The sequence below is a fragment of the Streptomyces sp. NPDC050560 genome (assembly GCF_044457285.1).
Classification (GTDB): domain Bacteria; phylum Actinomycetota; class Actinomycetes; order Streptomycetales; family Streptomycetaceae; genus Streptomyces.
In genome coordinates, this window is sequence record NZ_JBITGT010000010.1 from 380,354 (window position 1) to 394,341 (window position 13,988).

The following is a 13,988-nucleotide window of genomic DNA, read 5'->3' on the forward strand; positions in this document are numbered from 1 at the left end:
TGGCCAGTTCAGGCATAGCCAGGACACCGGCTGCGGCCCTCGGTTAGAGAGCCAGTAGTAACCCAAGCCCGAGAACGCCCTTCCCGAAGCAACCCCCAACCCCCAACCCCCAACCCCCATTTACGCCATCCGTACGTGTTTGGTACGCGAAAGGTGCGCTTCACGCTAGGGTCTGGGCAGGAGGTGCCGTATGTCCGAGCTGTTCGATGCGGTCGACGCGCTGGTCTCGTCCCGCTCCCCGTTGCCGCCCCCGGCGGAACGCAAGCGGCTGCGCCAGGCGCACGGTCTGACGCTGGACGAGGTGGCCGCCGCACTGCAGGTGCGGCGCGCGACGGTCAGCGGCTGGGAGGCCGGCAAGACCGAGCCGAGGCCGCCGGAGCGTGATGCCTACGCCCGCATGCTGAAGCAGCTCGCCCAGCTCTACCCCGCCAACGCCCCCGTGCTCTCCGGGGACACGGCAGTCCCCGAGACGCCTGCCGTCTCGGCTGTTCCTGTGCCATCGGTCGGTGAACCGGCCCAGGCTCGCACCGAACCCGCAGACCCGATTCCGGAGCCTGTTTCCGAGGACACTGCGCTGCGCCCCGCCGCTGTGCCGCATCCGGTGGCCACGACCAGGCCGGCGTCGCGTCGGCCGCCCGCGCGTAGGGCCGCCCCTGTCGGCAGCCCAGCCGGTGGTGTCGATGCGCGGTTCGAGAACGGTCCGCTCGCGGTCGTCGACGTCGACGCAGATGGTCAGGTGCTGGCGTACTGCGTCGGCGGCCTGGTCCTGGACGTACCCGCCAAGTCCATCCCGGCGCTGGTGGAGTGGACGCTGAAGGAAGCGAAGCTCGGGGCGCCGAAGCTGTCCGGGCCGGGCAGGGACGCCGACCCTCTGCTCGTGCTCACCGAGTCGGCGCTGGAGCGTTACGGCCTGCCCGTCGCCCTCACCGATGAGGAGCGGCTCGCCGGCCGGATCCCGGAGGGCCACAAGGTCATCAAGCAGCTGACGCGTGCCGACTGGAAGCTGACCAAGAGGGGCTTTGGGCCGTGGGCGAGGATCTACCGCCCCGCGCAGGGGGCGGAGCGTGCGTGCGTGCAACTGTGCATTCCGTCGTGGGACGCGCTCGACACCCGGCACTGGGCCGATGCGGGGCAGCTGCCGCCGGCGGACCTGGCCCGGCTGCTGGGCACGTATGCGGCCCGGGTGATGACGCCGCGCGGATCGACCGCCGTGACGGGCCTGGAACTGATGACCGCGCTGCACCCGCCGACCCGCGCCTCCGAACCGGACGCGGACGGCAGGCGGCACTCCGAGCACAACCCCGGCTCGCTGGGGAAGGATCCGGTGGACTGCGCGCCGTGCGAGGCTCCCGACGGGCACCCGGTCCTGGCGGACCTGCCGCGCTTCCACCGGCGCACCCCGGCCGAGGTCCTGGTGGAGGAGGCGTACGACTGGGCGCGCCCGCTCACCGACGCCGAATGCCTTCGCCCCCACCTGGTGGGCATCGACGTGAACATGGCCTTCGCCGCCGGCGCGAACGGCCTGGTGGTCGGCCTGGGCGCGCCGACGCACGTCAAGAACCCCGTCTTCGACGCGAAACTGCCCGGCTCCTGGCTGGTCGACCTGGGCCACGTCGACCTGTCCCGCGTGAAGGTAGCCAAGGACAAGTGGACGGAGTTGGACGGCGAGCTGCTGCCCAGCCCGTTCACGCCGAAGGGCGAGCGCCCGACGGGGCCGGCCTGGTACGCGACGCCGACGGTGGCGTACGCGGTGGAGCTCGGCTACGACGTTGCCCCGATCGAGGCATACGTCCGCCACGACAACGGCCGCTACCTGGACGCCTGGTACAACCGGCTGCGCGACGCTTACCTCGCCACGATGGCCGACCTCGGCGTGCACGCGGACATGCCGCCGGCCGACTTCCTCGCGGCGATGGACGGCTACCGCCAGCGTGACCCTGAGCTGGCGATCGTGGTGTCCGCGATCAAGGCGACCGTGAAGGGCGGCATCGGCAAGCTGCGCGAACGCCCCCGCGGGGAGGGCTGGAAGCCCGGGCAGCCCTGGCGCGCCCTCGCCCGGCCCACCTGGCGCCCCGACATCCGCGCCGCTGTCATCTCCCGGACCCGGATCAACATGCACCGCAAGATCGTCAAGCACGCCGCCTTCACCGGGCAGTACCCGGTCGCGGTTCTCTCGGACTGCGCCGTCTACGCCTCCGACGGACCTTCCCCGCTGGACTTCCTGCCTTACCGGGACGGCAAGCCACTGCCCGGCGGCTTCAAACTCGGAGTGAACCCGGGGCTGGTCAAGTGGGAAGGCACCCAGAGCGTGCTGTGGGGCGAGGGCGTCCGCGAGCAGTTCAACGCCCCGGACCTCAACCTCGCCCGGTACATCAAGGACGGCACCATCACCGACGCCGACACCGGGGAGTAGGAGGGGGCGATGAGCCTGTTCGGCAACGGCCTGGACGCCGCGGTGCAGAAGGCGTTCACCCGCCCAGCGCCCAAGAGCGCGCCCGCGCAGATGCGGTACCTGGTCAAGCAGTTCAAGGGCACCAGGGCGGTCGCCCAGATGCTGCGGATCTCGCAGCGTACGGTCGAGCGGTACGTGAAGGACCAGATCAAGAAGCCCCGTCCGGACCTCGCCGCCCGCCTGGAGGCCGAGGTGAAGAAGCGGTGGCAGCCGCAGATCCGTGCCAAGGCGCGGCAGAAGGCGGCGACCACCGGCGGCATCGTCATCGACACCCGCGCCCGGATCGGCTACACCGCACCCATCGGGACGACGGACGAAGACCGCCTGCGGCACCTGACGGTCGCCCTGCCGCCGCAGCACGCCGCCCGCCTCTTCGACGCCCAGCAGGCCGGCGCCACCGACCAGCAGCTCCAGCAGATCGCCGCCGAAGCGCTCAAGGAGGTGTACTTCCAGGACCACGGCCGCCGCGCCGGACAGCTGGAGGAAGTCCGCTTCACCGACATCGAGCACCTCAAGTTCGACCTGTAGATCTCGAACGCCCGCGAGCCCTGTCGACTGCGATGCGACTCACTGCTTCAGTTGGTGAGTCTGAGCGTTGTAGTTGGCTCCGGCCTGGCTCACTGCAACCGGCGCCTCCTATCGCCGGGCGGGTATCCGTTGGCGAGCCACCAGCTTTCGATGTCCCCCAAGCCGGACAGGGCCGGCTCCGGCAGACCTGGGTCCACCGTCGCTTCCGTACCTTCGGGTACCAGCTCCACCTCAATGGTCCCCGCGTCCGATCCACGGTCGAACGTTTTCAGGGCCTTCAGCGCTTCCGCCTGGCTGCTGCAGATCGGGAGGCGAACGGCGAATACGCGCGGAGTGCCCCCGTTGTGTGCCCCGGCGCGGATCAACAGGCACATCGCCTCGTTGAAGTTCTCCAGGCCGCCCACTGTGATCCGGTAGTAGGGGTCGTCCTCCTCCGCGTGATCCCCTTTGCACGCGGGTTCGGTGACGTGCGGGCGGCAGGTTTCGCACTGAGCGCCCTCGGCCACCACACGTACCCCGGTCACACGATGCGCACAGCCAGAAGTCGCACCCCTTGCAGCGATTCGGGGCAGGGTAACGCGCGAAGTGCATTCCCGCTTTTTCGGGCAGCTGCTCCTTGCACGGGCAGGTTGCCAGCCGCGCGCTGTTCGGCCTCGGCTTGGGCAGCGAGGCGTTGCCGTTCCGGCTCTCCCTCTGCCCAGATCCTTGCCCGTTCCGCGCTCTTGAGGCCCCGTGCTCGGGCGCAATTCTCACGTTCCTCTTCGCTGAGGTGGGTCCAACAGGCAGCTACAGGCGCTGGCTCTCCCGGGATCGCGGGCCACTCTGTTGGCCTGTTCTGACAGTGGCGCGTCTTGTTCTTCGTCATCCGGGTGCATGTTATTTCGTTCGCCGGTCGGGGGAGCATGGCGGGGAGAGGGAATGCCTGCGGACCCTGCGACTCCTGCGGGGTGGAGCACGCCCCGCAGCGGACACCTGCACTCGCTACGGGCCTGTCGCCGCAGCTCGCGCACAGCCATGCGTCGCACGCTGAGCAGCGGTACTGCGAGCGGTAGGCCAGCGAGTACCGGCCGATCGAGTCCGGCACCGACCCGCCCACTCTGCGCGTCATGCACAAGGGACAGAGGTTCGGCTGCGTCGGCGGCGGTGGATTTTCGGTGCGCGGCATCCGACCATCATGCCTACCTTGGAAGAGCCGAGCCGGCGCTTCACACCGGGGTGGACCCGATCGAGATCGGCGGGTTGGCCCGTCGTCACCAGCACGGCTACGACTGCGGATTGTGCTGGATCACTTACGCAGGAGTCATGGTTCGTGCTACTCGTCTACCGGGATGATTTGAGTGAGATGTGGCGGGGGCGTATGACATCGGAGGGCGTGGAGGTACGGACGCGCAGGGCGAGCCGAGTCCAGGACGCTGTGCGCATCCTCTTCCTGCTGGATCACTGTCCAAGGCCGGATGGCGAGTGCTCAGATCATCCGGACGCGGTGGCGATGCTGCGTGGGCAGAAGAAGCTTCAGGCGCTCGACTTCTGGCTCCGCAACCCCGATTACCTTGCCGATGAACTGTTGAACGCCGCTGAGGCCGGCCGGAGCGTTCCGGGAGTCAGCCCGGTCGAGCGGGCGGCGGCGCTGCTGGAAGGTGATGAGCCGGACCTCAAGTCCTATCCCATGATCCGCTGGCGCTATGGCGCCTACGAGGCGCTCGATGACGCTCTGGCGCTGCTGGTAGCGCATGGGCTGATCGGCATCGACGCGATCGGTACAGCGCCCGACATCGACCGCTGGGATTACTGCCTGCTGCCGGCGGGCCGACAGGACGCACAGGAGATGCGCTCGCAGGAGCCGGATCTGTCTTGGTACGACGAACGAGCCGCACTGGTGTTGCTGCTGGCGGGTGACCGCAGTGGCAGTGCCCTGAAAGAGCTCCAGTACGCGCAGGGTGAGTACGAGCGCACCCACTTTGGCGACGACATCGTGGGCATCCTCCCGCGTGTCCGGGCCCGCTTGGCAGCGCTGCAGAGCAAGACGAGAGGGGGACTGGGCGCATGAGCAACTTCACCGAGGCCGTTGCCCGCCGTGCCGGTGTGGACATCGCGGAAGCCGCAGCAGTGCTCCAGCATCACCGGGTACGGGAGAGCGGCGTACTGCCGAAGCCGCACCGCCTGGCATTGACCTCGATCGAGTTCTCGGGCACCAAGGCAGGCAAGTTCACCGACGACTTCCGCTTCAGCTGGCCGCTCAGCGACGGCTTGTGGTGCCTGGCCGGCGACAACCTCAAGGGCAAGAGCACCGTCCTGGAAGTGATCTGGTGGTGCCTTCGCGGCAAGAACAAGCGACTGCAGGACACCGCACGCAGATGGATCACCCACGTCCGGCTCGAAGGCCACATCGACGGTGACCCCTTCAGCGTGGAGTTCCGGCACAAGGACGGTGTACCGACCGGACGTCTGGAGACCGGAAAGACCACCCCCGGAGTCGACTTCGCCGGCGAAGCCGAGTTCGCCTCCGTGATGAGCCAGTTCATGATGAACCGCCTCAACCTGGAGATCCTCCGAGGGTGGCACTCCGACGTCAAAGGCGAACAGGACGGCAAGGCCACCGTCACCGACTGGGCGCTGTTCAGCCACGCACTGATCTGCCGCAATCGCAACGCCGAAGTCCTCCTTGGGGAGACCACCGAAAACGGATCCGTCGTCAGTCTGCTGCAGATGTTCATCGGCCTTCCCTGGACCAGCACACGCCGTGACGCCGAGACGGCCCTGAAGACCGTCCGCCAGCAGCAGCGGGGAGAAAAACGACGAGCCACCGAAGACATCCAGGCCCGCGCGGACTCCCTGCAAGAGCTCAGAGACCAGATCACCGCAGCCGAAACTGCCCTCGCCGACACCGGTGCCGCCCCGGCCCTGGAAGATCAGGCCACGGCACTGGAACAGGCTGCGGCCCAGGTGGCGTCCTGCGCGGAGCGCCACGCCACTGCCGTGCAGGTGCACCTCACGATCCAGCAGAACTGCACCGAGCTGCACCAGGCCCTCGTGGAAGACCGGAAACGGCTACGCGACCTGAAAGAGAACACGGCCGCCAAGCGGTACTTCGGAGCACTCACCCCCACGTGCTGCCCGCGCTGCACTACCCCCGTCGCTGACCTGATTTACGCGCGCGGAGACCAGACCGCGGACCATTGCTCCGTATGCGGAAGCGCTCCTCCCGAGGACGCTCCGGCGGACACCACAGCCATCGACCAGCTCACCGAAAGTATCGCTTCTCTGACCACCGCGGACAGCCAGACCCGAACTGCGGTGCGGCGCGCGGAGAAGCAACGGAAAGAAGCTGAAACCCAGCTTGAGGCAGCTCGCCACGCGATGGCCGCTATCCAGGGATCTCTGCCAGACGTCTCTGTCCTGCGACGCCAGCTTGACCTGGAGCGCCTGCGCGGCGCCTTGGCTGAACGTGCAGCTACCCACGCTCGTGCGGGTGGAGCAACGCCCCCGGATCCAGAGGAGAAGATTCTGGAGGAGGCCTACAAAGAAGCCGACGTGCGTACCGGAAAAGCCAGCAAGCCCATCATGGACCGGGTCAGCAGCGAAATCTTCGACCTCGCCGTACGACTGGGGTACAACAACCTCCAGGGCGTAGCACTGCAGGCCAATGGTCCCATGAAGCTCCGCCTGGACGATGGGCCCTCTTCCTTCCAGAAGGTGACCGACGGAGAGCAGCTGCGCCTGCGCATGGCCACCCTGCTCGCTCTCCTTCGCGTCGGCCAACAGCACGGGGGCCGCCATCCGGGCCTCTTCCTCATCGACTCCGCCGGCGCACAAGAGATGATCCAGACCGACCTTGCAGAGACGCTGCAGCAACTACAGGCCATCTGCGAAGAGACCGAGGGACTGCAGATCATCGCCGCCACAGCCAACCGAGAACTCGCCCGTGCCGTCATCCCTGATGACCGCACGAAGATCGCCGAAGCAGGTGCCTTCATGTGGTGACCATCAATCTGTTGACGCATTAGCGCGCCAGACCCCGCAGGCCGCCGCACGACAAGGAGGGCCCAACCGTGACGCCGCTCAAGACACTGCTGGCTCGCCGCGGAGACGCCCCCACACTCGAAGACTTCGGCGGCGAAGATGGTCTCTTTGCCCAGGTAGATGAACTCTCTGCCTCTCGGCTGTGGTTCCGTGCGGCCGAGACTCTCCTTGTTGCCTGGAACCGTCTCAACAGCCCAGACCGTGCCGCGGCCTTCATCACCGAAGCACTCACGACCGAGCGCCGGCCGGGTGTCGTCGGAGACCTTCTTGACCGACTGTGCGACCACCCCGGATACCTAGAGCACCACTCCACCGCGCTGAATCGAATCGCCCTGCGCCGGACCGAGACTCACGACACGGCCCTTGAAGCCGAGACCGCGGGCCTCTTCCTTGAAGCCGCACTCCGCCTGGCACTCGCCGGAGGAGCCATCAAGCGTTACGGGCTCTTTGGCGTCCTCACTGACCCACAAGCTCCCTCCGCTCCCATCGGGTACGCGCGCCACGTCGTCCGGGCGCTCGGAGCCGCATATGAACAATGGCGCGACGCGGACCTGACCACCGCACTCCACGCATTCCTCGACATACCGCAGCTACGATCCGACGCCTCGTTCGAACTGGCCATGTGCCACGTCTCCGACGCCTTCAACGCCGCAGACCGGCCCAGCCTCCTCACCCAGCTCACCACCAGCCGCACCCACTTCACTGAAGCCATCAACTCCGACGAGGACCGCCCCGACGCCACGGCATACCGGGCCGCGATCAACGCCGTCCTGGCGTTCGAAGCCAACGACAACGAAGCCCTCAGCACCGAGGCAGCGCAACTACGTCGCTCCACCTCTGAACACGCGCTCTGGCTAACTGGTCTGCGAACAGGCTGGAGAGATGGCCGCTACGACACCGAAGCAGCGTGGTACACCCTCAGCACCGACCTCGAGCATGCGGCTGCCCACCTTGATTCACCCCTCCCCACCTGGCCAAGCCAGACGATCCAGCACATCCTCGCCGTCTACACCGCTCACCGCTCCGTACGCCTCACCTCAACGGGGGATGCCTCAGCGCTGCAGTTCCTTCTAGCCCCCCGCATCGAGGACGCCTTTGCTGCTCGCGAAGGACTCCTACTGCACGTGCACGCGCTGCTCGCCGACGCCCCACCCGACTGGGACAGGCAGGCTGCCCAGGAACTCCGGTCAGCAGTCGAGTCCCGGCTCGGGCTTCCGCCTGAAGAACCCGAGGGCGGCCCGGGAAAAGATGGAGCGGCCGACGACTTGGCCGCCGCACTTGGTAGGCAGGTGCTAGCGGCCCTGCCTTCCGACATGCTCAACGGCCTACATGAGCAGCTCACCGACACCGACAGCAGTCACATCACGACACTGCCCAAAGTGGAGCAAGACCTCTTCAATGAGGTCATCAGAGGACTACAACCCTGCCCGGACTTTCAGTCTTTTTCCGTACGGAAGCACTTCATCCGCCTCGTCACCGCGACGATTCGATTCCTCGCGAACAGGACGAACCGCGGCCGTGACAAACACACGAAGAAGACGGCCTACCTCTTCGCGCCCAAGCCTGGGGAGAACCTCCCGCTGGAGATCGAACTACAGGAAGACCTGCACGACTACCTCGACAGCGCCTGCTTCGAAGTACAGATGGAAACTATCGACCGCAGTGGGGGTCGCGCCGACATCCTGGTGATATTCCCGGGATTCAGCATCGTGATCGAGTGCAAGCGCGAACTCAGGAAGGCAGAACCTGAAGACCTCAGGCGCTATTTGGGGCAAACGGTGGCCTACCAAGCCGCAGGAGTCACGCTCGGCATGCTTGCCGTTCTGGACCTTACGCCGAAGCCCCGATGGCTCCCCAACCTGCGCGACAACATGTGGACCGAACACATCCCCGCCCCCGATTCCAGACAGCTGGATCGCTGGGCGGTTGTCGTGAGGGTCCCAGGAAACCGCACTACCCCCCACGACATGTCATGACAGAGCGGACCCCGGACGGTCATCGCCAAGGACCTCCGTGTCTGATGAGTTCCAGAGACCAGGCAGCAACGTCATGCCCAGTTGACGCCCAGCTCCGCCAGCGCGCCGCGCTGGTCCTGGGTGAGCTTATCCCGCCTTGACTTGGTGTTCGATACCCATACCCCCAGTTTCACGGTCACCAGCTCTGCTTCGCCGTCGACCATGATCTCTTCGTTGTGGCCGCGTGGTACCGGCCGGTGGGCGCCTTCCCGCTCCACCCACTGCGCGAGGGCCTGTACGCCCCGCTGGAACGCCTGCTGAGCCTTCCCCGCCCCCTTCGTCGACCGGGTGGCCGACGGTGCGGGAGACGGCGCCTCAAGCGGTGTGATGCCCAGCTGGGACAGCCGCTCCTGCTGCTCGGCGGACAGCTGCGCCCAGGTGCCCGGATTCTTCTGCCTCTCCAGCCACCGCCCGATGTCGTCGCCGTCCATGAGCACGCCGGGCTGGATCTCGGGCAGGACGCCGTCGGCGTCGACCAGGTCGGCGAGCACGCGGTAGTGGCGTTGCCAGTCCAGCGGCCACGGGCAGCTCCAGTCCGGGTCGATCGCGGTCAGCTGCTCCGCGCGCTCCCGGGTCCGTTTCTGGTCCTTGCCGAGGCCGCCCTTACGCCGGAGATTGGCCAGGTGCTGCCCCACGGGCACCATCGCCTCGCCCTCGCCCCAGACCGCGTCCTGACGCGGAGCAAGGTGCCCCGTGGCCCGGTGGTACGAGCGCAGCGCGGAGACCTTGGTCTCCCAGGCTTCCTCGCCCGGCTCCCACACCATCCCGGCCTCTTCGGCGTCCAGCAGCTCCTTGCGCCGCTCCTTCAGCTCCCCGGCCCGCAGCGATTTCCGCTGCTGGTGGACCCATCGCCCAAGGGGAAAATCTTTCGTGAACCCGACCTGGGTCTCGGTGTCGTAGGGAACGGCGTAGATGCCGGTGATCTCGTTCTCCGCCCGCCATCGGATGAGGGCCTGGTAGCCCTCCAACCAGACGAGGCTGTCCGGCCGGTAGACGCGGGTGCGCAGGAAAGCGGCGATGGTGGCAGCGTCCCGGGGAGTGGAGAAGTGGAGCAGAGCCGATTCGGCGGCGGCCTGGGTGTCGTCGTGCTCCTGGCCCTCGCCGTCACCTTCGCCGTCGGCGCCGACGATCCGGCCGTCCTCATCGCGCTGGACGTGGACCTTGCGCGCGTGCTTGCCCCGGCTGAGAGCGCGGGAGGCGAGCTGCTCGACAAGTCGTTCATCATGACTGCGAAGCCCTTGCAAAATTGCTACAAGGGGGCGAAAACTGGCGGAGGCGACCATGTCGGTCGGGTCCTCGTTCGGCTCCAGAAAGATCGGCGCGATGATCCTGGCCACCTTGGTGGACCCGTCGCGGTTCAGCCTGAGTGCGCGGCCGATGTTCTGCACGATCTCCACCTGCGAGCCGCGGGTGTCCGCGAAGCAGATCGCCTCGACACCCCTGGTGCCCACGATGTCCACCCCTTCACCGAGCACGCGAACGCTGGCGAGGAACGCCCTGTGCACGCGCCGGTTGTTGGCGTCGATGCCGTTGGCGAACTGCCGGATCGCCTCGCGGCGTTCGGCCACCAGGTGGTCACCGCACAGCCATGCCGACCACACGCGGTCCGGGGGTACGTGGCGGCCGGTCTCCAGGCCGTAGAACTCCGCGTCGATCGACGACGCGGGCAGCGACTTTTCCGCCCTGACCATGGTCTCGTCATCGGTCTCGGTGACGTACAGCTCGGCAGCGGTCTTCGGCAGTGCCTCCGCGAACGCCTGTGCCTCCTCCACCTTCTGATGGAAAGTCATAATGGTCCGCAGGTCGAACGCGGCGGCGTGTTCCAGGAGGGCGGTCTGCAGCAGGGCCAGGCGCCGGCCCCGCAGCGCTTCCTCCGACAGTCCGAGGACGGGGGAGGGGTCGCGGATCTCCAGCACGTCGATCTCGAACGGGGCGAGGATCTCCCGCTCGATCGCCTCGCTCAGCCCGAGTTCGGCGAGCCACGTGCCGTAGGTGCCGTCCGGGTCGTCGCTCATGCTCGCGATCTCCAGCTCCTGGCCGTCCTTGCCCTTCTGCGGGCGGGGCGAGGCGAGGATGCGCGGGGTCGCGGTGAGGTAGAGCCTGAAGTCGGCGGGGATGCGGGCGTTGTCGTGGATCGCCGCCCACGGCCTGCCAAGATCACCTGCGGTTCCGTGGGCTTCGTCGATGATGGCGAGGCCGAAACCGCTCATTTGCTGGCCGTAGAGCCGCTGTCCGCCCACCAGAGCGGCCTCAAGCGGGCCGCGCGTCTTCTTCGCCGCACCGTTCCCGTTGCCCTGCCAGGGCCCGTAGGGGCGTTCCTGCTCCTGGAGGGCCTTGTAGTCGTCGCGGTCCACGAGAGAGGCGTACGTGGCGAACACGATCACGGGTCCCGAGCCCGCCCACAAGGCGAGCTGGATCGGGTTGGTGGTGGTGCGCACCCCGAGTTCGTTCAGCACGGAGTCGTTCTCCAGCGAGCACACCGCGACCATGGGGGAGCGGTGACCGACCGCGCGCCACGCCTGGGCGGTCTGCACGAGCAGGTCCAGGGTCGGCACGGTGACGAGGATCCGGCCCTCGGGGAAGCACTCCAGGGCGCTCGCGGCAGCCATGATCGTTTTTCCGGAGCCGGTCGCTGACACGATCGTTCCACGGGCACCCTGAGGGGGCACGGATGACCTTGCGGGGAATCCGACCCACTTACGGATACTCGACTTCTGGTCGACCTGGTGTTTCTTAAGCGGGATATTAGACATTGCTCCGCCCCCCTTCCCCCGAATTCACGGTGTCCGCCGGGCCGTCCTGCTCTGCTGTCTGAAGGCGGTTATGGATGATTTCTCCGAGCTTCATCACGGCGCTTGTGGTGAGCGCCCGTCCGCGCTGCCGGTACGCGCTGTCGGCGGTGGAGACGAGCGTGGCGGTCGCTGCGCTGACGCCGCCGTCCCAGCCCTCGCCGTATGCCTCGCCCCGCTCATCGGGGGCCATGGCGAACTTCTCCTCGACCCAGCAGTGGCCCCCGGCGACGGCGCCGACCTCGACGGAGCGCACCAGCTCGTCAGCCTCACCGGGTTCCAGTCCGGCGGCCGCGAGGACCGCGCAGATCCGCATCCGGGCGTTGACCGCCATCGTCTGGTAGTTGCCCATCCGCTGGCGCGGGTCAGTGCTGAGCTCGGGCGCCGATGCGGCGGATTGCCTGCTCATCGCCCGCCGCCCTTGTCGCTCGTGTCGTACAGCCAGCTGTCGCTGAACCGCTCCAGCGTGGTCTCCTCCTGGCCCTCCTGCGTCCAGAGACCTTTCGAGCCACAGCGGGCTGTTGTCGATCCTCTCGCACAGCACGAGACACCCAGGCAGGTCGATCAGCACGACCTCGCCCGCGAACATGCCATCCGGCCCGTAGCGCTGCCACAGCCGCTCCAGCCGCGCCCGGTGCTCGCTCAGGTACGTCTCCAGCGCCTGCGGGTAGGCGTTCCGCTCCGTAATGCGCACGGTCCGCAGAGCGATGCCCACGACCTCCCGGGACGACTCCTGGTCCCACTGCTCGGGGCTGGTACCGGTCACGGCCGCGTAGTGCTGTCCGCAGATGTCCATGACGCGCTCGACGATCTCCGGCGCCGCCTCGCCCCCCTCTGCTCCGCGGGCTGAAGGCCAGCCCTCGCCCACCGGCGAGGCAACGGACCGGTCACCCGTGCGGACGGCCGCCCCCAGCTCCAGGCCATAGTGGTCCAGATAGGCCAGGAGGAACAGGGCCAGGGCACGGCCGGGGTCGCTGGCGTGCTCGATGTAGGGCCGTTCGCTGGTCCAGCCGAACGTGGCCTGGTGAGGGCGAGGACGCCCACCGCTCCCGTGAAGGTCGGGGAAGGTGACAGCGCGGGTGAAGAAGTCGTCCAGGCGGCTGACGAGGCCCGCATCCGGGTTCTGAGGCTCACGGCCGCGCACGGTGGTGGTGGCGCTCTCCAGGATGGTGGTGAGGTACCGCCGGCGGGTCTCCTCCTGCTGCCGGAGCCCGCTTTCCCAGCTCTCCTCGGCGACTTCCACCACGCGGTACATGCCCTGGTCCCCGTACACGCCGCCCGGCTTCTCGTGCGCCTGGCGCACCTTCGCCACGGCCTCCTCCGCCGACTGCGCATACGCGTAGTGCGTCAGCGAGACGGCCCCCGGGTGCTCCGGATCGGTCCGCTGCGCCACGATCCGATAGCGGATCAGCTCCGGCTCCGGCCCTACCGCCGCAGCGCTCTCGCGCTCCTGACGATCACGCCGCGCCTGCTCCCACCGGTGCACGTCCGGGTCACTCTCGGGGGAGTACGCCTCCCAACCGTCCTCGGGCATCAGGGTCCAGATGCGCTTCAGCTCGTTCCGCCGTACCGCCGCCAGCCGGTCCTCCGTGCTGAGCGGTCCCGGCCGGTCCTCGCGGCTCTCCAGGCCGCCAGCGGCCACCCAGGGCCCGTGAATCTGTTCCGCCGTCAGCCCGGTAACCTCACGATGGATTTCCTTCCGCATTTCAAAGCGCCTTTCGAATCCCAGCAAATTCAAAGCGTCCTCGCTTTCCCGCGCTCCATCCGGGTGGTTTGGGGGTGTCTCGTGTTTCCGCCAACGGTACATGGTGCATCAACTTGATGCACCCACTACACTGGAACCCACCCCAACAGCGACCCCCACTCCACAGTCGGCCCGGCCCGCGCTAGCGCTCCCCCGCAGTCCTGGAGGCGCAGCCGGAAGGACTGCCAGGCGGGGGAGCGCAGCGGACCCGCCCGGAGTGCGAAGCACTCCCCAACTCCTTTACTTAAAGACCCACAAGCCCGCAGGCGACATCCCGTCAGCATGGCCGCGCATCGCGCGGCAGCCGGGCGCGCAGCGGCCGGCTCCACCGGATCCCGGAGCGCAGCGAAGGGATCCGCCCACGCATCGCGTGGGCAGTGGGAGCGCAGCGACCGCCTCCCCTTGCACATCGCGCAGCGATGTGGTACCCGCTGCGCGGG

General features: G+C 67.7%; 8 protein-coding genes. 5 read left to right on the forward strand and 3 right to left on the reverse strand.

Annotated elements, in window-relative coordinates; genetic code table 11:
* Positions 1-190: 190 nt before the first annotated feature.
* Both tap and tpg read left to right on the forward strand, forming a co-directional pair.
* Positions 191-2,413 (forward strand): telomere-associated protein Tap, encoded by a 2,223-nt coding sequence (gene tap, locus ACIBIW_RS24775; RefSeq protein WP_399339195.1) that lies wholly within the window; start codon positions 191-193, stop codon positions 2,411-2,413.
* 9 nt (positions 2,414-2,422) lie between these two features.
* Entirely contained in the window at positions 2,423-2,980 is a 558-nt protein-coding gene (tpg, locus tag ACIBIW_RS24780; RefSeq protein WP_399339196.1) for a telomere-protecting terminal protein Tpg, read from the forward strand.
* An 89-nt stretch (positions 2,981-3,069) separates the two neighbouring features.
* Here the strand turns inward: tpg and ACIBIW_RS24785 are convergent, their stop codons facing one another.
* A complete protein-coding gene (locus ACIBIW_RS24785) occupies positions 3,070-3,486 on the reverse strand; it encodes a hypothetical protein (protein WP_399339197.1) in 417 nt (138 codons plus the stop codon).
* A gap of 908 nt (positions 3,487-4,394) precedes the next feature.
* Between ACIBIW_RS24785 and ACIBIW_RS24790 the strand changes: the two genes are divergently transcribed.
* The 3 genes from ACIBIW_RS24790 (at position 4,395) to ACIBIW_RS24800 (ending at position 8,976) form a co-directional block, all read left to right on the forward strand.
* Positions 4,395-5,027, forward strand: coding sequence for a hypothetical protein (locus tag ACIBIW_RS24790; RefSeq protein WP_399339198.1), 633 nt, complete (start codon positions 4,395-4,397; stop codon positions 5,025-5,027).
* Positions 5,024-6,961, forward strand: coding sequence for an AAA family ATPase (locus ACIBIW_RS24795; RefSeq protein ID WP_399339199.1), 1,938 nt, complete (start codon positions 5,024-5,026; stop codon positions 6,959-6,961). Before ACIBIW_RS24790 ends, ACIBIW_RS24795 begins: the two co-directional genes overlap by 4 nt.
* A 68-nt stretch (positions 6,962-7,029) precedes the next feature.
* The gene (locus ACIBIW_RS24800) at positions 7,030-8,976 is read left to right on the forward strand and encodes a hypothetical protein (protein WP_399339200.1); all 1,947 of its coding nucleotides are present in this window, start codon (positions 7,030-7,032) and stop codon (positions 8,974-8,976) included.
* Positions 8,977-9,047: 71 nt separating this feature from the next.
* Here the strand turns inward: ACIBIW_RS24800 and ACIBIW_RS24805 are convergent, their stop codons facing one another.
* A complete protein-coding gene (locus tag ACIBIW_RS24805) occupies positions 9,048-11,768 on the reverse strand; it encodes a Helicase associated domain protein (protein ID WP_399339201.1) in 2,721 nt (906 codons plus the stop codon).
* A complete protein-coding gene (locus tag ACIBIW_RS24810; RefSeq protein ID WP_399339202.1) occupies positions 11,761-13,536 on the reverse strand; it encodes a hypothetical protein in 1,776 nt (591 codons plus the stop codon). The genes ACIBIW_RS24805 and ACIBIW_RS24810 overlap by 8 nt, the downstream gene beginning before the upstream one ends.
* Positions 13,537-13,988 lie beyond the last annotated feature (452 nt).